The sequence below is a fragment of the Kitasatospora sp. NPDC088861 genome (assembly GCF_044750105.1).
Classification (GTDB): Bacteria; Actinomycetota; Actinomycetes; order Streptomycetales; family Streptomycetaceae; genus Kitasatospora.
On record NZ_JBIVJF010000036.1, the window covers coordinates 1 to 20,616 of the forward strand.

At 72.6% G+C, this 20,616-nt stretch carries 20 protein-coding genes; 5 read left to right on the forward strand and 15 right to left on the reverse strand.

Going from position 1 to position 20,616, the window contains the following annotated elements:
- Positions 1–381: amidohydrolase family protein (locus ACIP37_RS34055; protein ID WP_400845124.1), on the forward strand; the 381-nt coding region annotated here is incomplete at its 5' end.
- A 98-nt stretch (positions 382–479) separates the two neighbouring features.
- Here ACIP37_RS34055 and ACIP37_RS34060 read toward each other — a convergent pair.
- Both ACIP37_RS34060 and ACIP37_RS34065 read right to left on the reverse strand, forming a co-directional pair.
- Complete coding sequence (locus ACIP37_RS34060) at positions 480–1,469, reverse strand: hypothetical protein (RefSeq protein WP_363586584.1); 990 nt, start codon at positions 1,467–1,469, stop codon at positions 480–482.
- Positions 1,470–1,612: 143 nt separating this feature from the next.
- The gene (locus ACIP37_RS34065; RefSeq protein ID WP_363632098.1) at positions 1,613–3,403 is read right to left on the reverse strand and encodes a diguanylate cyclase domain-containing protein; all 1,791 of its coding nucleotides are present in this window, start codon (positions 3,401–3,403) and stop codon (positions 1,613–1,615) included.
- Between the two features lie 373 nt (positions 3,404–3,776).
- Here ACIP37_RS34065 and ACIP37_RS34070 point away from each other — a divergent pair, with 373 nt between their 5' ends.
- Complete coding sequence (locus ACIP37_RS34070; RefSeq protein WP_350885220.1) at positions 3,777–4,304, forward strand: flavin reductase family protein; 528 nt, start codon at positions 3,777–3,779, stop codon at positions 4,302–4,304.
- A 10-nt stretch (positions 4,305–4,314) separates the two neighbouring features.
- Here the strand turns inward: ACIP37_RS34070 and arfB are convergent, their stop codons facing one another.
- Entirely contained in the window at positions 4,315–4,749 is a 435-nt protein-coding gene (arfB, locus tag ACIP37_RS34075) for an alternative ribosome rescue aminoacyl-tRNA hydrolase ArfB (RefSeq protein WP_363586583.1), read from the reverse strand.
- A gap of 92 nt (positions 4,750–4,841) precedes the next feature.
- Here arfB and ACIP37_RS34080 point away from each other — a divergent pair, with 92 nt between their 5' ends.
- Positions 4,842–5,339 (forward strand): hypothetical protein, encoded by a 498-nt coding sequence (locus ACIP37_RS34080; RefSeq protein ID WP_400335640.1) that lies wholly within the window; start codon positions 4,842–4,844, stop codon positions 5,337–5,339.
- 124 nt (positions 5,340–5,463) lie between these two features.
- The gene (locus ACIP37_RS34085; protein WP_350885215.1) at positions 5,464–6,039 is read left to right on the forward strand and encodes a TerD family protein; all 576 of its coding nucleotides are present in this window, start codon (positions 5,464–5,466) and stop codon (positions 6,037–6,039) included.
- Between the two features lie 168 nt (positions 6,040–6,207).
- Here the strand turns inward: ACIP37_RS34085 and ACIP37_RS34090 are convergent, their stop codons facing one another.
- From ACIP37_RS34090 to ACIP37_RS34120, 7 genes are all read right to left on the reverse strand, one after another.
- The gene (locus ACIP37_RS34090) at positions 6,208–7,449 is read right to left on the reverse strand and encodes a hypothetical protein (protein WP_400808903.1); all 1,242 of its coding nucleotides are present in this window, start codon (positions 7,447–7,449) and stop codon (positions 6,208–6,210) included.
- A 122-nt stretch (positions 7,450–7,571) separates the two neighbouring features.
- Positions 7,572–8,060, reverse strand: a complete 489-nt coding sequence (locus ACIP37_RS34095; RefSeq protein WP_363586581.1) for a DUF3180 domain-containing protein — start codon at positions 8,058–8,060, stop codon at positions 7,572–7,574.
- Between the two features lie 188 nt (positions 8,061–8,248).
- Positions 8,249–8,848 (reverse strand): 2-amino-4-hydroxy-6-hydroxymethyldihydropteridine diphosphokinase, encoded by a 600-nt coding sequence (gene folK / locus ACIP37_RS34100; protein WP_363586580.1) that lies wholly within the window; start codon positions 8,846–8,848, stop codon positions 8,249–8,251.
- Between the two features lie 40 nt (positions 8,849–8,888).
- Positions 8,889–9,248, reverse strand: a complete 360-nt coding sequence (gene folB, locus ACIP37_RS34105; RefSeq protein ID WP_063351209.1) for a dihydroneopterin aldolase — start codon at positions 9,246–9,248, stop codon at positions 8,889–8,891.
- A 247-nt stretch (positions 9,249–9,495) separates the two neighbouring features.
- Positions 9,496–9,993, reverse strand: coding sequence for a nuclear transport factor 2 family protein (locus tag ACIP37_RS34110; RefSeq protein WP_063348246.1), 498 nt, complete (start codon positions 9,991–9,993; stop codon positions 9,496–9,498).
- On the reverse strand, positions 9,990–10,877 hold the full coding sequence (folP, locus tag ACIP37_RS34115; RefSeq protein ID WP_350885208.1) for a dihydropteroate synthase: 888 nt from the start codon (positions 10,875–10,877) through the stop codon (positions 9,990–9,992). Before folP ends, ACIP37_RS34110 begins: the two co-directional genes overlap by 4 nt.
- A 68-nt stretch (positions 10,878–10,945) precedes the next feature.
- The gene (locus tag ACIP37_RS34120; protein ID WP_400808907.1) at positions 10,946–12,784 is read right to left on the reverse strand and encodes a phosphatidylglycerol lysyltransferase domain-containing protein; all 1,839 of its coding nucleotides are present in this window, start codon (positions 12,782–12,784) and stop codon (positions 10,946–10,948) included.
- Positions 12,785–13,160: 376 nt separating this feature from the next.
- On the opposite strand from ACIP37_RS34120, the gene ACIP37_RS34125 reads away from it, so the two are divergent.
- Entirely contained in the window at positions 13,161–14,315 is a 1,155-nt protein-coding gene (locus tag ACIP37_RS34125; protein ID WP_363632092.1) for an alpha/beta hydrolase-fold protein, read from the forward strand.
- A gap of 63 nt (positions 14,316–14,378) precedes the next feature.
- Here the strand turns inward: ACIP37_RS34125 and folE are convergent, their stop codons facing one another.
- The 5 genes from folE to ACIP37_RS34150 form a co-directional block, all read right to left on the reverse strand.
- Positions 14,379–14,984, reverse strand: a complete 606-nt coding sequence (folE, locus tag ACIP37_RS34130; RefSeq protein WP_063348250.1) for a GTP cyclohydrolase I FolE — start codon at positions 14,982–14,984, stop codon at positions 14,379–14,381.
- Positions 14,985–15,088: 104 nt separating this feature from the next.
- On the reverse strand, positions 15,089–17,143 hold the full coding sequence (gene ftsH / locus ACIP37_RS34135; RefSeq protein WP_363586576.1) for an ATP-dependent zinc metalloprotease FtsH: 2,055 nt from the start codon (positions 17,141–17,143) through the stop codon (positions 15,089–15,091).
- A gap of 228 nt (positions 17,144–17,371) precedes the next feature.
- Positions 17,372–17,926: a hypoxanthine phosphoribosyltransferase gene (hpt, locus tag ACIP37_RS34140; protein ID WP_063348252.1), complete on the reverse strand. Its 555-nt coding sequence runs from the start codon at positions 17,924–17,926 to the stop codon at positions 17,372–17,374.
- A gap of 70 nt (positions 17,927–17,996) precedes the next feature.
- Entirely contained in the window at positions 17,997–19,124 is a 1,128-nt protein-coding gene (gene tilS / locus ACIP37_RS34145) for a tRNA lysidine(34) synthetase TilS (protein ID WP_363586575.1), read from the reverse strand.
- Positions 19,125–19,425: 301 nt separating this feature from the next.
- The gene (locus tag ACIP37_RS34150) at positions 19,426–20,601 is read right to left on the reverse strand and encodes a zinc-dependent metalloprotease (protein WP_363586574.1); all 1,176 of its coding nucleotides are present in this window, start codon (positions 20,599–20,601) and stop codon (positions 19,426–19,428) included.
- Positions 20,602–20,616: the final 15 nt, after the last annotated feature.

The following is a 20,616-nucleotide window of genomic DNA, read 5'->3' on the forward strand; positions in this document are numbered from 1 at the left end:
GTCGCCCTGATCACCGACGCGATGGGCGCGGCCGGCATGGGCGACGGCCTCTACCCGCTCGGCCCGCTCCAGGTCGAGGTCAAGGACGGCGTCGCCCGGCTGGTCGAGGGCGGCGCCATCGCGGGCTCCACGCTCACCCTGGACGTCGCGTTCAAGCGCTCGCTCACCGTCGACGGCCTGACGCTGAACCAGACCGTCGAGTCGCTGTCCGCCACCCCGGCCCGCCTGCTGGGCCTCGCCGACTCGATCGGCTCGCTGGAGGCCGGCAAGCAGGCCGACCTGGTGGTGCTCGACTCCGAGGGCTACGACCTGGTCGCCGTCATGCGCCGCGGCCGCTGGGTCCTCGGCGGCGAGCGCTTCGACGTGGTGAAGCCCTCCTGACGGCCCGCCGGAACGCCGACGGCCGCCCTTCCCCCACGGGGTCGGGCGGCCGTCTCGCGTTCCGGCTCAGCCGGTCAGCCGGTCAGCCGCTCTGCCGATCAACCGGTCGCATTCGGTTCGAGGGTGATCTGGTCGATCAGGATCGAACCGGAGGGCACGGTGAAGGTGATGGTGTTCGCCCCGGCCTGGAGCTGCGGGAGTATCCAGGTGTTGAACCAGGAGGACGCCGGGTCCTTGCCGGACGCGTAGTTCTTGAAGAGCAGCCCGCTCGGCCAGTCCTTGCCGTTCACCGAGGCGGCGCCCTTCAGGTCCCCGCCGGTGTTGTTGTAGTGCACGTTCAGCTTGTAGGTGCCGGCCGCGGCGACCTCGCCGCTCCAGGTCACCGAGCCGCCCGGCTGGAGCGTCAGGTAGCTGCCGTCGGCGGACTTGGCGCCCTTGACGCCGTTGCCGGACGGCGCGTTCTGGGCCTGGAGCTGGCCCGCGTCCACGGTCAACGGGCCGGCCGGGGCGGTGGTGCTCGCCGAGGCCGAGGCGGTCGGGGACGAACTGCCGGTCGCCGGGGTGCTGGGAGGAGCCGCGGCGGTGGTCTGGGCGCCGCCCTTGGCGGTCTTGTCGCCGTCCGGGTCGCCCGTGGAGAGCGCGATCCCCGCGCCGATCGCTATGGCCGCGACCACCGCGACCGCGCCGATCACCGCGCCCTTGCTCCGGCCGCTGCTCGACCGGTCCTCCCCCGGCTGCGGCCGGGAGTGCTCGGCGTAACGGGTCTGCTGGGTGGGCGCGGTGCCGTACTCGGGCTGCTGTTGCTGCGGCGGGTACGGCTGCTGGCCGCCGGGGTAGCCCTGCTGCGGCCCCGCCTGCTGGCCGTACTGGGGCTGCTGCGGCCGCGGCTGGTAGGGCTGTTGCCCGTACTGGGCCCGGCCGACCTCCATCGGACGGCTGTACGGCGTCCGGGGCACGCCCTGCTGTGGCTCGGCCGGCTGCCCGGAGGCACCCTCCGCCGGGCGGTAGAGGTAGCCGAACGGGTCGTCGTCCTGCGGGGCACCGCCCTCGGGCGCTCCGTTGTTGCCGGCGGTCGTCACGGTGGTCAACTCCCCCATCCGGTTCGCGCCGCCGGGATGCGGGGCCGCCGGCGCAGATCATGGACGCTGTCGTACCCGGGAACCCTACCTGTCCTTTGTGACAGCCGGAAAAGAGCCCTTGACAACCCGTGGGTAACCAGGACCGGCGGGGTTCAGCCCGCCCGTCGGTGCGAACGCTCGCCCCGCGCGCCGCGCACCGCGCCGCCCCGGGCCCGCTTCTCGTCGTACATCCGCTCGTCCGCGGTGTGCAGCACCTCCTCGATACTCATCCCGCAGCCCGCCCAGCCGACCCCGAGGCTCACCCCCACCCGCATCGCCCGGCCGTCGATCCGCATCGGCGGGATGATGGCGCCCCGCAGCCGGTGGGCCAGGTCCTTGGCCTCCTCGCGGCCGATCCCGTCGGCCAGCACGACGAACTCGTCGCCGCCGAGCCGGGCCACCGTGTCGCCGTCCCGGACGGCCTGGCTCAGCCGCCGGGCGACCTCGACCAGCACCGCGTCGCCCGCGTTGTGGCCGAACCGGTCGTTGATCGACTTGAAGCCGTCCAGGTCGCAGAAGAGCACCGCGAGCCCCTTGTCCAGCGACGCCGCGACGCCGGAGCGGAACGGTGCGGACCACGCCTCGCCGCCCGGGCCCTGGTCGGCCGGGACCACCGCGTGCACGTGCTCCCCGTAGCCCGGGGCGAGGCCGTACGGCGGGCCGCCCTCGGGCATCCCGTAGCCGTGCACCGGCCCGCCGTACGGGTCCGCGCCCTCCAACCGGTCGTACGCGGCGTGCGCGCTGTAGGAGTCGGCCGGGTAGCCGTACGGCGCCGGGTAGGCCGGCTCGCCCGGCCCGGCGGGGGCCCCGACGGTCTGCGGCTCGGCACAGAGCCGGCGGCCCAGCCGGGCCTTCAGTTCGGCGCCGTTCGGCAGGCCGGTGAGCGCGTCGTGGCTGGCCCGGTGGGCGAGCTGGAACTCGTGCCGCTTGCGGTCCTCGATGTCCTCGACGTGGGTGAGCAGGAAGCTCGGGCCCTCGGCCGCGTCCGCCACGATCGAGTTGCGCAGGCACACCCACTGGTAGCCGCCGTCCCGCCGGGACAACCGCAGTTCCGCCCGGCCGCTCTCGGCGCTGGTGCGCTCCAGCAGCGCCCGGTCCTCCGGGTGCACGAGGTCGGCGAAGCTCTGCTGGCGCAGCACCGCGCGGGGTCGGCCGAGCAGGCGACAGAGCGCGTCGTTGACCCTGGTCAGCTGGCCGCGCCCGGCGCCGTGCAGTTCGGTGATGGCCATCCCGCTGGGCGCGTACTCGAAGGCCTGGCGGAAGCTCTCCTCGCTGGCCCGCAGGGCCTGCTGCTCCTTCTCCAGGCGGGCCAGCGCGCGCTGCATCTCGGCCCGCAGCCGGGCGTTGCCGATCGCGATGGAGGCCTGCAGCGAGAACATCTCCAGCGCCTCGCGGGTCCACGCCCCGGGCCGCTTGCCGCTGCGCGGGCGGTCCACCGAGAGGACGCCGAGCAGGTCGCCGCCGGCGCTGTACATCGGGGCGAGCAGCCCGTCGGCGGGGTGCCAGTCGTTGGCGTAGACGGGCAGCGGGCCGTCCCCGATCCAGCGCGGGATGTCGCTGGCGACGGCCCAGCCGCGGTCGTACGGCAGGAAGCGCAGGGTGCCCCAGTGGTCGCTGACGCCGAGCAGTCGGTCCCAGGACTCCCGGGAGCCGACCTGACCGAGCAGGACGGAGGGGCCGCCCATGGTGCTCTCCTCCAGCTCCCAGACGGCCGCCACCACGAGGTCCCCGTCCGGGCGGACCAGGCTGACCGCGGCGGCGTCGAAGCCGAGCCCGTGCACCGCACCCTCGACGACGGCCTGCAGCGTGCCCGCCAGGCTGCGGGCAGCGTTGAGGTCCGCCACGACCCGGTGCAAGGTGCGGAGGGTCGCGAGACGGACGTACGGCTCCGACTCGGCTTCCATGCGGGGGCTCCCCGGCTGCTTCGGATAGTTCTTGATTGGTTATCGTCCGATTGCCAGAAGAACTGAATCACAGGGAGCACAGCGTTCGGCACGCTCGGTCAGCAATAGGCCATCACTTGTGACTTAAATCACACGACACTAATGCACCCTTAATCAGCTCATCCGCCCCATAGCGGGACATAAAGCGCTATCGGAATATTTCCCTTGGTCGACCGCATCGGCCTCGCGCTGAAGCCCGCTGCCGCCCGGCAGGCCCCTTGCTTCACTCCTGAGGGTGAGTCCCGAACCCGGCCGCAACCCCGCCCCGTGCGCCGCTGGTCCTACGACCTCGGCCCGATGCCGATTCCGGCGGACGCCGACTACCGTGCGGTACGTGTACTCGTCCCCGCAGCCCGAAGCTGCCTCCCACGCCACGCCCGACGAGTTCCGGGCGGCACTCTCCCAGCTCGCCTCCGGCGTGAGCCTGGTGACCGTCCACGATCCGGAGGACGGCGAGGACGTCGGCATGACCGCCACGTCCTTCCTGTCCGTGTCGCTGGAGCCGCCGCTGGTCCTGATCTCGGTCCGCGAGGACTCCCGGATGGACGAGGTGCTCTCCCGCACCGACACCTGGGCGGTCTCGCTGCTCACCGAGGGGCAGAAGGCGCTCGGCTCCCGCTTCGCCATGAAGGGCCGGCTCAGCGACCGGCTGCTGTTCGCGGACACCCCGCACCACCGCGGCCCCCGCTCCGGCGCCCCGCTGATCGACGGCGCGCTCGCCACCGTCGAGTGCCGCACCGAACAGCGGATACCGGCGGGCGACCACACCCTGCTGCTCGGCCGCGTCCTGGAGGCCGCGGTACCCAGCCCGGCCGGCCGGCCGCTGCTCTACTTCCGCGGCGGCTACCGCGCCCTCGGCTGAGCCGCCCCGGCTACTCGCCGCCCCGCGGCGACTGCCGCCCCTGCTTCAGCTCGGAGCGGCGCCGCTTGTTGGACAACCGGCGCTCGACCATCCCCCGGCTCGGCCTGGTCGCCCGGCGGGACTTCGGCGGCGGCGCGCACGCCTCGGTCAGCACCGCCGACAGCCGGGCCGCGGCCGCCTCCCGGTTGCGCCACTGCGAGCGGAACTCCGAGGCCTGGATCACCAGCACCCGGCCGTCCACCAGCCGCCCGGCCAGCCGCTCCAGCGCGCGCTCGCGCCACACCTCGGGCAGCGCCTTGGACGCCGCCAGGTCGTAGCGCAGCTCGGCCTTGCTGTCGGAGGTGTTGACGTGCTGGCCACCGGGGCCGGAGGAACGCGAGAAGCGCCAGACGAGCTCGGTGTCGGGGACGACCACCGACCCCCGTACGCGGATGGGCTCGGGCATGCGTCCATCATCCCGCGCCCGCACCGCCCGGTCACCCGGTTATCCGCGACGGCCGGCGGCCCGGTTCCGCTCCACCGCCCGCAGCCCGGACAATGGCGTACGTGATCGAGCTCGGCTACTCCCTCTCCAACCGCTTCCCCGACCCCCCGCAGACGGACTACCGCTCCGCCCCGGTGCGGTCCCTGCGGTACGACCTGTTCTGCGGCGACGTCTACCTGGACGCCGAGGGCGCCGAGCTGTCCACCGGCTGGGGGTGGGTGCCGGTGCTCGACTTCGCCTGGGCGCTGTGCGACATCGCCGAGGAGCTGGACCGCGACCCGGACGGCGGCCGGGCCGCCCGGGTGCAGACCGCGGACCTCGACTTCACCCAGAACACCGAGCTGCTGCGGTTCGCCCGCCGCTTCAACTGGGTCGAGATCACCGCGACCTGGCTGCCGGACGAGCCGCCCGCCGTGGTCCGCCACGGCGAGCTGCGGCGCGAGGCCCGGGACTTCCTCCAGGACACCCTCGCCGACCTCTTCGATATGCACCCCGAGCTGGCCGACAATCCGAACATCTGGTCGCTGCAGGGCCGGTTCCCCCGGATCTGACCAGGGCATTGTCAGGCCTTTGCCAGTGGATTGGCGTCCACGAAGAATTCACGGACTTCGCGGAACCAACCCACCGGGGTATTGCGTTGTCCCGGAAAAAGCGAACGAAGGGACTGCAATCGCCATGCCAGTGAGCCTTTCCAAGGGTGGCAACGTCTCGCTGACCAAGGAGGCCCCGGGCCTGTCCGCGGTCAGTGTCGGCCTGGGCTGGGACGTCCGGACCACGACCGGCACCGAGTTCGACCTCGACGCCAGCGCGATCGTCCTGAACGCGGACGGCAAGGTGCTCTCCAACGGGCACTTCGTCTTCTTCAACAACACCAGCAGCCCGGACAACACCGTCGTGCACACCGGCGACAACCGCACCGGTGAGGGCGCCGGCGACGACGAGTCGATCAACGTCAACCTGGCCGGCCTGCCGGCCGAGGCCGTCAAGATCACCTTCCCCGTCACCATCTACGACGGGGTCGCCCGAGGCCAGAGCTTCGGCCAGGTCCGCAACGCGTACATCCGCGTGGTGAACGCCGCCGGCGGCGCCGAGATCGCCCGCTACGACCTCTCCGAGGACGCCGCCACCGAGACCGCCATGATCTTCGGCGAGCTCTACCGCAACGGCGGCGAGTGGAAGTTCCGCGCCGTCGGCCAGGGCTACGCCTCCGGCCTGGCGGGCATCGCCCAGGACTTCGGCGTCCAGCTCTGACGCCCCGCCGGGCCCCTCCCGGCCCGGCACACCGCCGGAACGAGAGCGGCGCGGGACATCGGTCACACCGACGTCCCGCGCCGCTTTCGCGCACCCGGCCCGGGCTCAGGCCCTAGGGGCTCTCTTTCGGATCACGTCGCGCGCCCGGCGTGATCCGAAAGAGGGCCCTTAGCGCGAGGCACGCAGCTCCGGCAGCTGGATCAGCTCGGTCTCGTCCTCCGGGGTCAGGTCCACCACCGCGGGCGCACCCGGCGCCGGCTCGGCCGCCGGCTGCGACGCCTGCGAGCCGGCCACGGCCTCCTGCACCTCACGAGCCTCCTGGGCCTCCTGCGCCTCGGCCTTCGCCTGCGCGGCCACCGCCTCGTCGCCCACCACGTCGGCCAGGTCCGTGCGCTCGCCCAGTTCGGCGACGCTGCCCACCGCCGGCGCCGGGGCCGCCGCCCGCACGGCCGCGCCCGCACCCCGGCCGAAGAAGCTGAAGCCCGGCCCGCGCACCGCCCCGGACTGCGCCGACCGCGGCCGCTGCCGCTCCACCGGCGCGGGCGCCGCGACCGGAGCGGACGGCGTCCCGCCGAGCTGCCCGACCGTGGCGGTCAGCGCCGGGCGCACCGGCGCGGGCCGCACCGGCGCCTGTGCCTGGTCCTGTGCCTGTGCCTGGTCCTGTGCCTGTGCCTGTGCCTGTGCCTGTGCCTGTGCCTGTGCCTGTGCCTGTGCCACCGGAGCCTGCTCCGGAGTGGGCACCGCGGGGGCCACCGGCGCCGGCACCGAGGGCGCCACCACAGCGGGCGCGGGCGCCGGGGCCGCAGCGGCCGGCGCCGTACGCGCCCGCAGCGCGACCTCCGAGCCCGCCGTCCGCTCCCGCCGCGCCTCCTGCTCCGCCGCCCGCCGCTCCAGCAGCCGCAGCACGGACGCGGCACGGACGAACGCGGCCGGGCTGGCCGGATACTTGGGGCGGCTCGCGGCGAGCGCCCGCTGGGCCGCCTCGGCCTCCTTGAGCGCCTGTTCGGCCACCGCCACGGCCCGCTCCCGCAGCAGCCGGGCGATCTCGGTCTCGGCCTTCGCCAGCCGCGACTTCTCCGCCGTCAGCCGGCGCCCGAACCGGGTGGCCCGCTCCTCGGCGACCTCCGCCGCGTACTCGGCCTCCGCCAGCTGCTCCTCGAAGCGCTCCTCGGCCCGCAGCCGCTGCGCCGCGGCCATCTCGGCGGCCGCCCGGGCCGCCTTGTCCCGCTGCCGCAGCAGCAGCGCGAAGCCGAGCGTCGCGACCACCGCCGCGACACCCACCGAACGCACCAGGACGGCGTCCTGACTGAAGAGCAGAGCGGCCAGCGCGGCGACGAGCAGCACGCCGGCGGCGGTGGGGGGGAAGATCCGGCCGAGGACGGAGGAATGACGGTGGCGTCCGCGAGACATGCCAAGAAACTAGCGTGCGAATTGGGGCCGTGTCAGCCCAGGGTCCTCTTCCGCCCTTGACAGTGCGCAAGTTTTACCGCACGTGCCCGGCGTTTCACTCAAGATCACGAAAAAAGACCTGTTCAGCGGGGCGAGGGCGCCGGGCCGCCCGGATCGTCGTGGTTCTCCGGCAGCTTGCACACGTGCTGCAACCAGAGCGCCGCCGCGATCACCGCGGCCCCCGCCAGCACCGCGAGCCCGGCCGTGACGGCCTGGTCCTTGCGCGCCGACACGTCCAGCTCGCCCAGCAGGAAGATCCCCGCGCCCGCGTAGACGCCGGTGACCACCGCCGAGACCAGCGCGCTGGCCTGCCCCAGCACCACCGCCCGGGCCGCCAGCAGCGGGTCGACGCCCTTCGCGCCGGGCTGCCGCTCGCGCACCGCCTTCAGCCGGGACCGCAGCGAGAGGGCGGTCGCCAACAGGACCACCGCCACCGCCGCCAGCACCACCGGCGCCGCGACCGGCACGGCCGGCAGCGTGTCCAGGGAGGCCCAGAGCTTGGCACCGGCCCAGGACAGCGCCGTGGTAGCAGCGGTGATGCCGACCAGCAGGCGTAGGCGAAGCAGCTTCACTCGGAGGAGGTCCTTCCCGGGGTTACCAGAGCCGGCCGCCGCCCGGTGGCCCGGCACGGCGGCGCCAGGCCACCGTACCGGGCCCGACCGGGCGGACACCCGCGCGAACGGCGGACACCTACTCGTACGGCCGGGCCCCCCGGTCGAGTTCCCCGGCCGCCCTCACCGGGCCGCCGGGCCGGGGCCGGTCACTCCGGCAGCGTCAGCCGGATGTCGTCCCGCCGCCGGACGCCCTGCGCGCCCGGGCCGCCGAGCGCGTCCAGCAGTTCGCCGACCTGCCCGTGCCCGGGCACCTCGGCCTCCGGCTGGGCGTCCAGCCAGGGGGCGAGCACGAAGGCCCGCTCGTGCGAGCGCGGGTGCGGCAGCAGCAGCTGCGGGTCGTCGCTGAGCACGCCCTCGTAGGCCAGGATGTCGACGTCCAGGGTCCGCGGACCCCAGTGCACCGTCCGGACCCGCCCGAAGGCGTCCTCGATCGCGTTGCCGCGCTCCAGCAGGTCGCGCGGCGGCAGCGAGGTGCGCAGCACGACGACCGCGTTGTAGTAGTTGGGCTGCTCGTCCGGGCCGCCGACGGCCTCGGTCTCGTAGACCGCGGAGACGGCCTTGATCTTGAGCCCGGGGGTGTCGGCGAGCGCGTCGACGGCGCCCTGGAGGGTGTCCAGGCGGTTGCCCAGGTTGCTGCCGAGTGCGATCACCGCGCAGCGCTGGCTGTGCAGTGTGGTGTCGGCGGAGTCCACCCGGCTCTCCAGGTCGAACGTGGTCGGCGAGGCGGTCGGGTCGCTGGTGCTCATCGAGATCCCTCTGCAACTGGAACGGGGCGCACGGCGGCGGTCATGCGCGGCCCCGGTGAATGGTCACGGTCACGTCGTCGAACGGCACGGTGATCGGGGCGTCGGGCTTGTGCACGGTCACCTCGACCTCCTCGACCGCTTCGTGCTTCAGGCACTGGTCGGCGATGCGCTGGGCCAGGGTCTCGATCAGGTCGACCGGCTCCCCCGCGATGATCGCGGTGACCTCCTCGGCCACGAGGCCGTAGTGCGCCGTGCGGGTGAGGTCGTCGCCGGACGCGGCGGGGCGGGTGTCCAGGTACAGCACGAGGTCGACCACGAAGGTCTGGCCCTCGATGCGCTCGCGCTCGAAGACGCCGTGGTTGCCCCGGGCACGCAGCCCCCGCAGGGTGACGCGGTCCAGCAAACGAATCACTGCTCCCAGTCGGACGGGCCCCACCCGGAGAATGGCATGGACGAGCGGGGCGAAGGCGGGCAGCACACCCGCCACTCCGTTTCGAATCTACCCGCGGGCGCTGACAACGTCTGACCGTCCTACCCGGCACGAACCGTCGCCACGCGCACCGGAATGGCGATTGACGTGAACGTTCGGTGACCACTCGGGAATTCCCGGGCGACCTCCCGGCCGCGTTTTCCGAAGGCCGCCCGAATCAGTCCTCGTCCTCGTCGTCGCCGCTGGTCAGAACGGGTGAACCGTGGTGCGACCAGAGCTTCCACCCGCCCGGGGTACGGCGGAACAGATTCGTCGACACGACCTTTCCACCGACCAGCGGACCGAGTTCCCCCTCCTCCTCCGCCTCGCCGCCGGAGAGGATGTTCTCGGTGCACGTGACAAGGGCCACATCTCCGTGGACCTCGGCCTCGACATCCGTCAGGAAGAACTGGATGTACTCCGTGTTCATCATGATCAGCATGTACGAGCGGGTCACCTGCGCCCGCCCGCGCAGCACCGGCCAGCCGGGGTGCACGCACACCACGCCGCCCTTGTCGTCCGCGTCCGCGGCCCCCAGCCAGGCGTCCTCGACCGCCTCCAGGTCCCCCTCCTCCAGGGCCTGGTAGAGCGCCTGGTTCGCCGCGAGCACCGCCTCCAGGTCCGCCTCGCGGGCCTGGCCGGCCGTTCCGCCGCTCAGCCTGCCGTCACCTGTCACAGACCCTCCCTCACCCCTTGCCGGGCCGCGTGCTGCCAGGCCGCGACCACCCGGACGGCGTCCGCCGTGCCGGACACGTCGTGCACCCGCACCGCCCAGGCGCCGGCCTGGGCCGACAGCACCGACACCGCGGCGGTCGCGTCGTCGCGCTCCCGGGCCGGGCGCAGCGCCCCGGTTTGCGGGTCGGCCAGCAGCGTACCCAGGAACCGCTTGCGCGATGCGGCGACGAGGACGGGACGGCCGAGCGCGGTGAGCGCGTCCAGCCGACCGAGCAGCGCCCAGTTGTGCTCGGGGGTCTTGGCGAAGCCGAGGCCCGGGTCGAGGATCAGCTGGTCCTCCTTGACCCCGGCCGCCAGCAGCGCGTCCACCCGGACGGCCAGCTCGGCGACGACGTCCGTCACCACGTCCCGGTAGACCGCCAGCCGCTCCATGTCCGCGGACTGGCCGCGCCAGTGCATCACCACGAACGGCGCGCCGGTGTCGGCGACCACCCGGGCCATCGCCGGGTCGGCGAGCCCGCCGGAGACGTCGTTGACGAGCGCGGCACCGGCCGCCACGGCCTGCTCGGCGACGGAGGCCCGCATGGTGTCGACCGACACCACGACCCCGGCGGCGACGAGCTCGCGCACCACCGGCAGCACCCGGCGCAGCTCCTCCTCCTCGGGCACCCGCTGCGAGCCGGGCCGGGTGGACTCGCCCCCGACGTCCACCAGGTCCGCGCCGCGGGCGCGCAGGGCGAGCCCGTGCGCGATCGCCTTGGCGGGGTCGTGCCAGAGGCCGCCGTCCGAGAAGGAGTCGGGCGTGACGTTGACCACACCCATCACGGCGCAGCGGTCGAGCCGCGGCAGTCCGGCCGGCAGCGAGAAGGACGGCGAGTTGCTCATGCGCCCATTATCGAACGGGGCCCCCGCCGAGGATTCTCGGCGGGGGCCCCGTTGGTCGCGGCGGTGCCTCAGGCGGCCTCGGTGACGTCGCGGGCGCCCGGGGTGGGCATCAGGCCCTCCCGCTGGCGCCGGCGGCCGAAGCGCGGCATGCCGAGGGTGATGAAGGCCTCGGCCTGCATCGCGGCGAAGCCGATCCGCGGCAGGTCCCGGGTGTTCGGGAAGACCAGGAAGCGCGGTTCCCACTCGGGCTGGAACTTGGCGTTGAACTTGTACAGCGACTCGATCTGGAACCAGCGCGAGAGGAACACCAGCAGCCCGCGCCAGGCCCGCAGCACCGGGCCGGCGCCGATCCGCTCACCGCGGGCCAGCGCCGAGCGGAACATCGCGAAGTTGAGCGACACCCGGCGCACGCCCATCGCGGGCACGGCCTGGAGGGCGGCGACGATCAGCAGCTCGTTCAGGCCCGGGTCGGCCGCGCGGTCGCGGCGCATCAGCTCCAGCGAGATGCCGTCCGGCCCCCAGGGCACGAAGTGCAGCACGGCCTTCAGGTCGTCGCCGCTCTCCCCCTCCTCCGGGGCCTTGTGGGCGGTGACCACCACGCAGTCGTCGTCCAGCGGGTCGCCGAAGCGCCCGAGGGCCATCGAGAAGCCGCGCTCGGTGTCGGTGCCGCGCCAGCGGGCGGCGGCGTCGGCGATCCGGTGCTTCTCCTCCAGGGTGAGGTCGCTGACCCGGCGCACCTGGCAGGAGTAGCCGTTGCGCTCGATCCGCTTGACCATCTGGCGGACGTTGCGCATGGCCCGGCCGGCGAGCGAGAAGGTGGCGGTGTCGACGATCGCCTCGTCGCCCAGCTCCAGCGCGTCGAGGTCCGCCTCGCGGGTCCAGACCTCGCCGCCGACCTCGCTGCAGCCCATCACGGCCGGCACCCAGGCGTGCTCGCGGGCCTCGGCCATGAACACCTTGATCGCGCCCGGCCAGGCCTCGACGTCGCCGACCGGGTCGCCGGAGGCCAGCATCACGCCGGAGACCACCCGGTAGGAGATCGCGGCCTTGCCGGTGGGCGAGAACAGCACGCTCTTGTCGCGGCGCAGCGCGAAGTAGCCGAGCGAGTCGCGCTCGCCGTGCCGGGTGAGCAGCTCGCGGACCTTCTCCTCGTCCTCCGGGGTCAGCTCCGGCTTGGGCTTGCCGGGGCGCAGCGCCAGGTAGGCGGTGGTGAAGGCGGTCAGCAGGCCCAGCCCGCCGAGCAGGTAGGCGACCAGGTCGGACATCCGGACGTTGTTGTACCGGATCGGCCCCTCGAAGCCGAACAGCCCGTACACGACGTGCTGGAGGCGCTCGGGCAGGGCCGGGTAGCCGATCTCGTACTTGGTCCGGGTGCTCACGATCAGCAGGCCGAGCAGCACGCTGACGGCGCCCATCACGATCAGGTTGACCAGCGCCCGCCAGCGGGTGCGCGGGTCGGCCTTGGCGTAGAACTCGCGCTGGTGCACCAGCATCACCACGAAGACCGCCAGCGAGACCACCGCCGGGCCGACCTGGTGCCAGCGCACGATGTGCAGCGCGGCGCCGACCGGCAGCAGCACGCACACCGCCCGCCAGGCCCGCCGCTTGCGCCGGCGCAGCGCGTGCGCGAGCAGCACCAGCAGCAGGCCGACCATCATCGTCCCGACCGCGGCCAGCGAGGTGGTGCCGCCGGGCAGCTGCCCGGTGAAGGTGTGCATCTTGGAGTGCCGGAGCTTGGGGAACACCGCGCTGGCGATGTCGACCAGGCCGATCAGCAGACAGGCGTACCCGACCGCGCCGGGCAGCCAGGCCCTCGGAACAGCCGCCGCCTGGGTGCGAAGCGTCTGCAGGCCGCGTCGACGACGCGGCTGCTCGGGGCTCGGCTCAACGGACACGGGAACGCTCATGGAAGCTCAGCGTAGAGGCTGCGGGACGCCGTCCGGTCACTCCGGGGGAGCACGTGTGATGGACCTTCAATGCCTTTTCCTTCATCAGGCAATGCGCATACCAAGGACCCGGAAACGGTCGGTAAACCGGTGCCGTGGGCGCGCTGCGGTGGAGCCGGGGACGGAGCCGAGGGCCTGCCGCCGCGTGGCGCGGCAGGGTCCTCCGGTACGCCGTACGTACGGTGGACGCCGCATTCTAGGGCGCCGGTTGCCTGCGGCTCCCCCCGCCCTCCCAGCTCGCCCGGGCATCCGGACAGCCTAGCCGCGGTGGCCGGAGCTGACGGACCGCCAGACGATGAGGCGTGCACCGACAGTGTCCCACCGGAAGGCCGACGGCATGGAACTGACCAGCGAAGCGCTGGTGAACTCGCTGCTCGCACTCGGCGCTGCGGCTCTCGTCACCACCCTGTGGCTCTGGCCGCGACTGGCGCGCCAGCGCCCGCTGCCCGTCCTGGGCCGGATCGGCCTGCTGACCGTCACTCAAGTCGCGGTCGTGGCCGTGCTGGCGCTGGCGGTGAACAACTCCTTCGGGTTCTACACCTCGTGGGACGACCTGCTCAGCCCCGGCAGCGCCAAACTCGCGCTGACCAGCAACGAGAACCACAAGGGCGACGCCCCGGCCTCGGACACGCAGCTCCAGCCGACCGACGAGGGCGGTCTGGAGACCGTCGCCGACCTGCCCAAGGGCCCGCCCGAGGAGGTCGGCAAGGTCGAATCGGTCCGGGTCACCGGCAAGGAGACCGGACTGTCCGACCAGCTGTTCGTCTACCTGCCGCCCGAGTACTTCGACCCGAAGTTCGCCCTGGTCCGCTTCCCCGTCCTGGTCGCCATCTCCGGCTTCCCCGGCACCTCGCTCAACCTGATCAAGGAGCTGCCGCTCCTGCGCACCGCGGCCGAGCTGCGGAAGTCCGGCAAGATGCCGCCGACCGTCGTGGTCATGGCCCGCCCGACCGTCGCCCCGCCGCGCGACACCGAGTGCGTGGACGTCCCCGGCGGCCCGCGCGCCGAGACCTGGTTCACCAAGGACCTGCCGGACGCGCTCCGGACCAGCTACCGGACTGGCCGCTCGGCCGCCTCCTGGTCCGTCTTCGGCTACTCGACCGGGGGCAGCTGCGCGCTGCGGCTGGCGATGCGCTTCCCGAACGTCTACGGCATCGGGGTGGGCCTGCACGGCGAGTACAAGGTCAAGGCGGACCAGTTCACCGGCGGTGACCTGTTCGCCGGCGACGCCGCCCTGGCCCAGCAGAGCGACCTCGACTGGCGGCTGACGAACCTCCCGGCCCCCGCCCTCTCGCTGCTGGTGGTCTCCTCCCGCAAGGAGGGCGACTTCGCGCAGACCCTCCAGTTCGTCGACCACGCCCAGCAGGTCGCCGCGGCCAACCCGCAGTTCAAGGTCGACTCGCTCTACCTGGACGACGGCGGCCACAACTTCGACAGCTGGACCCGTGAGCTGCCGTCCTCGCTGGAGTGGATCGGCGAGCGGCTCGGCTGACGCGGGCAGGTGACGCAGCCGGGTGACGGCCGGCCGGTCCGAGGGGACCGGCCGGCCGTTCCGCTATCGGCCGATGATGAGGCTCATCGCCTCGGCCCGGGTGGCCGGGTCGCGCAGCTGGCCGCGGACGCACGAGGTGATGGTCTTGGCGCCGGGCTTGCGGATGCCGCGCATCGACATGCACATGTGCTCGCACTCGACCACGACGATCGCCCCGCGCGGCTCCAGGATCCGCATCAGCGCGTCGGCCACCTGGCTGGTCAGCCGCTCCTGCACCTGGGGGCGGCGGGCGTAGACGTCGACCAACCGGGCCAGCTTGGACAGGCCGGTGATCTTGCCGCTGGCGGACGGGATGTACCCGACGTGCGCCACACCGCGGAACGGCACCAGGTGGTGCTCGCAGACGGACGTCAGCTCGATGTCCTTCACGAGCACCATCTCGTCGTGCCCGAGGTCGAAGGTGGTGGTGAGGACGTCCTCGGGCTCCTGCCAGAGGCCCGCGAATATCTCCTTGTAGGCGCGCGCGACCCGGGCCGGGGTCTCCAGCAGCCCCTCGCGGTCCGGGTCCTCACCCACGGCGAGCAACAGCTCGCGGATGGCGTTCTCGGCCCGCTTCTGGTCGAAGGTCCCGACGGTGGGTGGACCGTCGAGCGTCACCGGGTCGATCATGCGGGCCTCGCTTACTTGGGACGACTTTGCTGAACAGCACGGATGCCGCGTCTCCAGGGTACAAACCCCGGTGACGCGGCATCCATTCCGTACGGTGCGCGGGATCAGCCCTCGGCGGGCGGCTCCGACGTCGGCAGCGGCGGGAGCTTCACGATGTCCACCGGGGCGGTGTCGATCGCGGCGGCGCCGTTGGTGAGCGCCAGCTCCTTCGGGGACTGCACCGGAGGCCGGGTGGACGGCGTGCGACGGGACGAGCCCGTCCAGGCCGGCCGGGCCGGGCGCTTCACGATCGTGGCGAAGATCTCCGCGATCTGCTCCTTGTTCAGGGTCTCCTTCTCCAGGAGCTCCAGAACCAGGTTGTCGAGCACGTCGCGGTTCTCGACCAGGATCTCCCAGGCCTCGTTGTGCGCGTTCTCGATGAGCTTCTTGACCTCTTCGTCCACCAGCCCGGCGACCTCTTCCGAGTAGTCGCGCTGGTGGCCCATCTCACGGCCCAGGAACGGCTCCGCGTTGTCCGAGCCGAACTTGATGGCACCGAGCCGCTCGGTCATGCCGTACTGGGTCACCATGGCCCGGGCGGTGGCGGTGGCCTTCTCGATGTCGTTCGACGCGCCGGTGGTCGGGTCGTGGAAGACCAGCTCCTCCGCCGCGCGCCCGCCCAGCATGTAGGCCAGCTGGTCGAGCATCTCGTTGCGGGTGGTGGAGTACTTGTCCTCGTCCGGCAGCACCATGGTGTAGCCGAGGGCCCGGCCGCGCGAGAGGATCGTGATCTTGTGCACCGGGTCGCTGTTGGGGCACGCCGCCGCCACCAGGGCGTGGCCGCCCTCGTGGTACGCGGTGATCTTCTTCTCCCTCTCGGACATGATCCGAGTGCGCTTCTGCGGACCGGCCACGACGCGGTCGATCGCCTCGTCCAGGATGCCGTTGTCGATCAGCTTCTTGTCCGAACGGGCCGTCAGCAGAGCGGCCTCGTTGAGGACGTTCGACAGGTCCGCGCCGGTGAAGCCGGGGGTGCGCTTGGCGACGGCCGAGAGGTCGACGTCGGGCGCGATCGGCTTGCCCTTCTGGTGCACCTTGAGGATGTCCAGCCGGCCCTGGAGGTCGGGGCGCTCGACCGCGATCTGGCGGTCGAAGCGGCCCGGGCGCAGCAGCGCCGGGTCCAGGATGTCGGGGCGGTTGGTGGCCGCGATCAGGATCACGCCACCCTTGACGTCGAAGCCGTCCATCTCGACCAGCAGCTGGTTGAGGGTCTGCTCGCGCTCGTCGTGACCGCCGCCCAGACCCGCACCGCGGTGCCGGCCGACGGCGTCGATCTCGTCGACGAAGACGATCGCCGGGGCGTTCGCCTTGGCCTGCTCGAAGAGGTCGCGGACGCGGCTGGCGCCGACACCCACGAACATCTCGACGAAGTCCGAGCCGGAGATCGAGTAGAACGGCACCCCGGCCTCGCCCGCGACGGCACGCGCCAGCAGGGTCTTGCCGGTACCGGGCGGGCCGTAGAGCAGCACACCCTTGGGGATCTTGGCGCCGACGGCCTGGAACTTGGCCGGCTCCTGGAGGAACTCCTTGATCTCGTGGAGCTCCTCGACCGCCTCGTCGGCGCCCGCGACGTCCGCGAAGGTCGTCTTCGGGGTGTCCTTGGTGAGCAGCTTGGCCTTGGACTTGCCGAACTGCATGACCCGGGAGCCGCCGCCCTGCATCTGATTCATCAGGAACAGGAAGACCAGGACGATGATGACGATCGGGAGCATCGACAGCAGCAGGCTGACGAAGGTGCTCTGCTTCTCGGGGCTGATGGTGTAGCCCTCGGCGAGCGTGCTCTGGTCGTTGTCGTTGATCTGGGCCTGGAGCTTGTCGGCGATCGCAACACCCTGGTCGCCGATGTACGAGGCCTGGAACTTGCTGCCGGACGGCGTCTTGCCGGTACCGGCGTTGGACAGCGTGGCGCCGTCCTTCAGCTGGATCTTGATCGTGTTCGAGTCACCAGTGGTGATCTGCGCCGACTTGACCTGCTTCGCGTCGATCGCCGCGACGACCTGACCGGTGTCCACCGTCTTGTAGCCGTTCGAATCCGAAACGACCTGCATCAAAACGATGACGGCGAGGACGGCCAGCACGATCCACATGATCGGCGCACGGAAGTATCGCTTGACGTCCATCCATGCGGGGCGTTGCCGCCCCGTCCCTCCTGCCACTCAGCGGCGCCGCGGGCTGGGTGCCGCCGGCGCATCCTGGTCGGTGCTCATGTGAAGAGCGGTTTTAATGGACCGTACCGCAGTCGCACCCGCCCATGGCGGGAGCGCAGCGACACGGCCGTCGTTCTTGGTCCCCCCGGTCCAACGGGCGGGAACCGGCTCCTGTTCCCACCCGTAGCCCGAACGGAGCCCTCAGCCCCCGTAGACGTGCGGGGCGAGCGTCCCGATGAAGGGCAGGTTACGCAGCTTCTCCGCGTAGTCCAGGCCGTAGCCGACCACGAACTCGTTCGGAATGTCGAAACCGACGTACTTCACGTCGATCTCGACCTTGGCCGCGTCCGGCTTGCGCAGCAGGGCACAGACCTCCAGCGAGGCCGGGCCGCGCGAGCTCAGGTTGCCCAGCAGCCAGGACAGGGTCAGACCGGAGTCGATGATGTCCTCGACGATCAGGACGTCCCGGCCGGCGATGTCGGTGTCCAGGTCCTTCAGGATGCGGACCACGCCGGAGGACTTGGTGCCCATGCCGTAGGAGGACACCGCCATCCAGTCCATGGTGACCTGCGAGTGCAGGGCCCGGGCGAGGTCGGCCATGACCATCACAGCCCCCTTGAGGACGCCGACGATCAGCAGATCCTTGCCTGCGTAGTCCCGGTCGATGCGCTCGGCCAGCTCCAGGAGCTTGGCGTCGATCTCGTCCTTGCTGATGAGCACCTTCGCGAGGTCAGCGCCCATGTCGTTCTGGTCCACCGGGGATACGTCCTCAAACGTTCGGGGTCTGTGTGGCCGGCGGCCGACTACCCCGGGACATGCCCGCCCGTCAGTCGCCCTGCCGCCGAAAGACCAGCGTGCCACACCTGCGGGTGGCCTCGACGCCCCCGGGTAGGTGCAGCGGCCCCTGGCCGCGCCATCCGGTGACCAGCAGGTCGATCGTCTCCAGGTGCCGCGCGAACAGGTCCCCGGCCGGGCAGCCCGCCCGCAGCGCGGCCCGGCGCAGCACCCGGCGGCGGACCGCGGGCGGGAGCTCGGCGAGTTTCACCGCGTCCAGGGCGCCCTCACCCGTCCGGAGGTCGCGTTCGGCCAGGGAGGCCCACTGGTCGAGGGCGTCCGCGTCGTCGCGGAACAGCCGGGCGGTGCGGGCCAGCGCCTCGACCACCCCGCCGCCCAGGTGCTTCTCCAGCACCGGCAGCACCTCGTGCCGGACCCGGGAGCGGGTGTAGGCGGGATCACAGTTGTGCGGGTCGTCCCAGACCGGGATCGCCTGGGCGGAGCAGGCCTGCCGGGTGGCCGCCCGGTCCAGCTCCAGCAGCGGGCGGCGGTAGCGGCCCTTCTGCGCCGGCATCCCGGCCAGCGAGCGGGAGCCCGAACCGCGCGCCAGGCCCAGCAGCACCGTCTCGGCCTGGTCGTCCCGGGTGTGGCCGAGCAGCACCGCGAGCGCGCCGAGCCGCTCGGCGGCCGCGTCCAGGGCCGCGTAGCGGGCGTCCCGGGCGGCGGCCTCAGGGCCGCCGGACCGGCCGACGCGCACCGGGATCGCCTCGACCGGGTCCAGGCCGAGCGAGCGCAGCCGTTCGGCCACCTGGGCGGCCCGGTCGGCGGAGCCGGGCTGCAGGCCGTGGTCCACGGTGACGGCGCCGACCCGCAGGCCGATCTTGGGGGCTTCGAAGGCGGCGGCGATGGCCAACGCCATCGAGTCGGCGCCGCCGCTGACGGCGACCAGCACCAGCGGCGAGCCGGGGGCGGCCGGGGTCCGGGGCAGTCCGGACGGGTGCCGGGCGGCGTTGCCGATCAGGGTGGTGCCGACGGCGGCGCCCACCAGGGGCGCCCCGGCCGGACGCTGGCGGGGCTCACGCACGGGCGCGGTGAAGGTGGTACCGGCCTCGGCGGCGAGGTCGGTGAGCGTGCGGCGGACGGCCAGGCGTATCGCTGCGACTGCGGGGTGTGGACCCACGGCGGACGACTCCTCGACGGAGGGGACAGGACGGCGGCTCGCGCGGCGGGGCCGCGCAGCTTCATGAGCGCCCTGTTACCGGGCGCTCACAGATGGTGGCAGAAAGGAGCACCCCGCTACGCCACCCGCGCCACCGGTACGACCACCGTCCCACGTTCGGGTGAATGGAGAAACGTATCTTCACCCTCCGTCTGCCCGATTGGACCACTCGTACGAGCGGGTTTGACCACCACCGACCACCGCCCGGCGCTTGGGGTCCGAGCCCCGTCCGAGCCCCGTCCGAGCCCCGTCCGTGCCCGCCTCAGCGGGCGACGCGGGCGACCCAGGCGGCCGGATCGTGGATCTCCTCCTTGGTCGGCAGCGTGTTCGGGGAGGTCCAGACCCGGTTGAAGCCCTCCATGCCGACCTGCTCCACCACCCCGCGCACGAACACCGCACCGTCCTGGTACTGGCGCAGCTTCGCGTCCATCCCGAGCAGCCGGCGCAACAGCAGGTCGAGCCGGTTCGCCCCGCGGTCCCGGCGCTGCTGGAACTTCTCCCGGATCTCCGCCACGGTCGGCACCACCGCCGGGCCGACCCCGTCCATCACCACGTCCGCGTGGCCCTCCAGCAGCGACATCACCGCCGTCAGCCGGCCCAGGATCTCGCGCTGCGCCGGCGACTGGACGACCTCCATCAGCCCCGCCGACGGCATGCCGTCCCGGCCCCCGGCACCCGGCAGCCCGCCGCCGAGCGAACCCGCCGCGTCCCGCAGCCGCTCCAGCAGGGCGCCGGGGTCCACGTCGGTCTCCGCCAGGAAGGACTGCACCTCGGACTGGATGTGGTCGCGCAGCCACGGCACCGCGGTGAACTGCGTCCGGTGCGTCTCCTCGTGCAGGCAGACCCAGAGCCGAAAGTCGGACGGGTCGACGTCCAGCTCCCGCTCGACGTGCACGATGTTCGGCGCCACCAGCAGCAGCCGGCCCGGCCCCGGGCCCTCCGGCCCCAGCCGGGGCTTGTCGAACAGCGCCGCCGGGCTGTCCGGGGCCTCCAGCGAAGGCTCCGCCGGGGCGAAGGTCTCGTACTGGCCGAGCACCTTCCCGGACAGGAACGCCAGCAGCGCGCCCACCTCGATCCCGGTGGCCTTCTCCCCCACCGCGCCGAACACCCCGGCCGTCGGGCTGCTCGCCCGGCGCGCCTGGAGCTTCTCCACCAGCGGCTGGACCACCGTGCGGAAGCCGGCCACGTTCGCCCGCACCCAGCCCGGGCGGTCCACCACCAGCACCGGCGTCGCGGTGGCCGCCGTCAGACTGCTCGACCGCATCCCCGTGAACGCCCGGACGTGCTCCTCGGCCTCCAGCGCGTGCCGGCGCAGTTCGGCGACCACGGCCGCCGCCTCCGCCCGACTCACCTCCGGCCCCGGCCGCACCAACCTGGTCGCGGTTGCGACCGCGAGATTCCAGTCGACCATGCCAGCACCGCCACTCGCGCTCGTCATGCCCTCACCGTACGT

Excerpts from the sequence above, each read along its gene's own strand:
- ACIP37_RS34065 (WP_363632098.1), bottom strand. The coding sequence starts at position 3,403 with ATGGAAGCCGAGTCGGAGCCGTACGTCCGTCTCGCGACCCTCCGCACC.
- ACIP37_RS34120 (WP_400808907.1), bottom strand. The coding sequence starts at position 12,784 with ATGAGCGTTCCCGTGTCCGTTGAGCCGAGCCCCGAGCAGCCGCGTCGT.
- ftsH (WP_363586576.1), bottom strand. The coding sequence starts at position 17,143 with ATGGACGTCAAGCGATACTTCCGTGCGCCGATCATGTGGATCGTGCTG.
- ACIP37_RS34080 (WP_400335640.1), top strand. The coding sequence starts at position 4,842 with ATGGCGTACGTGATCGAGCTCGGCTACTCCCTCTCCAACCGCTTCCCC.
- ACIP37_RS34150 (WP_363586574.1), bottom strand. The coding sequence starts at position 20,601 with ATGACGAGCGCGAGTGGCGGTGCTGGCATGGTCGACTGGAATCTCGCG.
- folK (WP_363586580.1), bottom strand. The coding sequence starts at position 8,848 with ATGAGCACCAGCGACCCGACCGCCTCGCCGACCACGTTCGACCTGGAG.
- ACIP37_RS34125 (WP_363632092.1), top strand. The coding sequence starts at position 13,161 with ATGGAACTGACCAGCGAAGCGCTGGTGAACTCGCTGCTCGCACTCGGC.
- folE (WP_063348250.1), bottom strand. The coding sequence starts at position 14,984 with ATGATCGACCCGGTGACGCTCGACGGTCCACCCACCGTCGGGACCTTC.
- folP (WP_350885208.1), bottom strand. The coding sequence starts at position 10,877 with ATGAGCAACTCGCCGTCCTTCTCGCTGCCGGCCGGACTGCCGCGGCTC.
- ACIP37_RS34085 (WP_350885215.1), top strand. The coding sequence starts at position 5,464 with ATGCCAGTGAGCCTTTCCAAGGGTGGCAACGTCTCGCTGACCAAGGAG.
- arfB (WP_363586583.1), bottom strand. The coding sequence starts at position 4,749 with ATGCCCGAGCCCATCCGCGTACGGGGGTCGGTGGTCGTCCCCGACACC.
- ACIP37_RS34090 (WP_400808903.1), bottom strand. The coding sequence starts at position 7,449 with ATGTCTCGCGGACGCCACCGTCATTCCTCCGTCCTCGGCCGGATCTTC.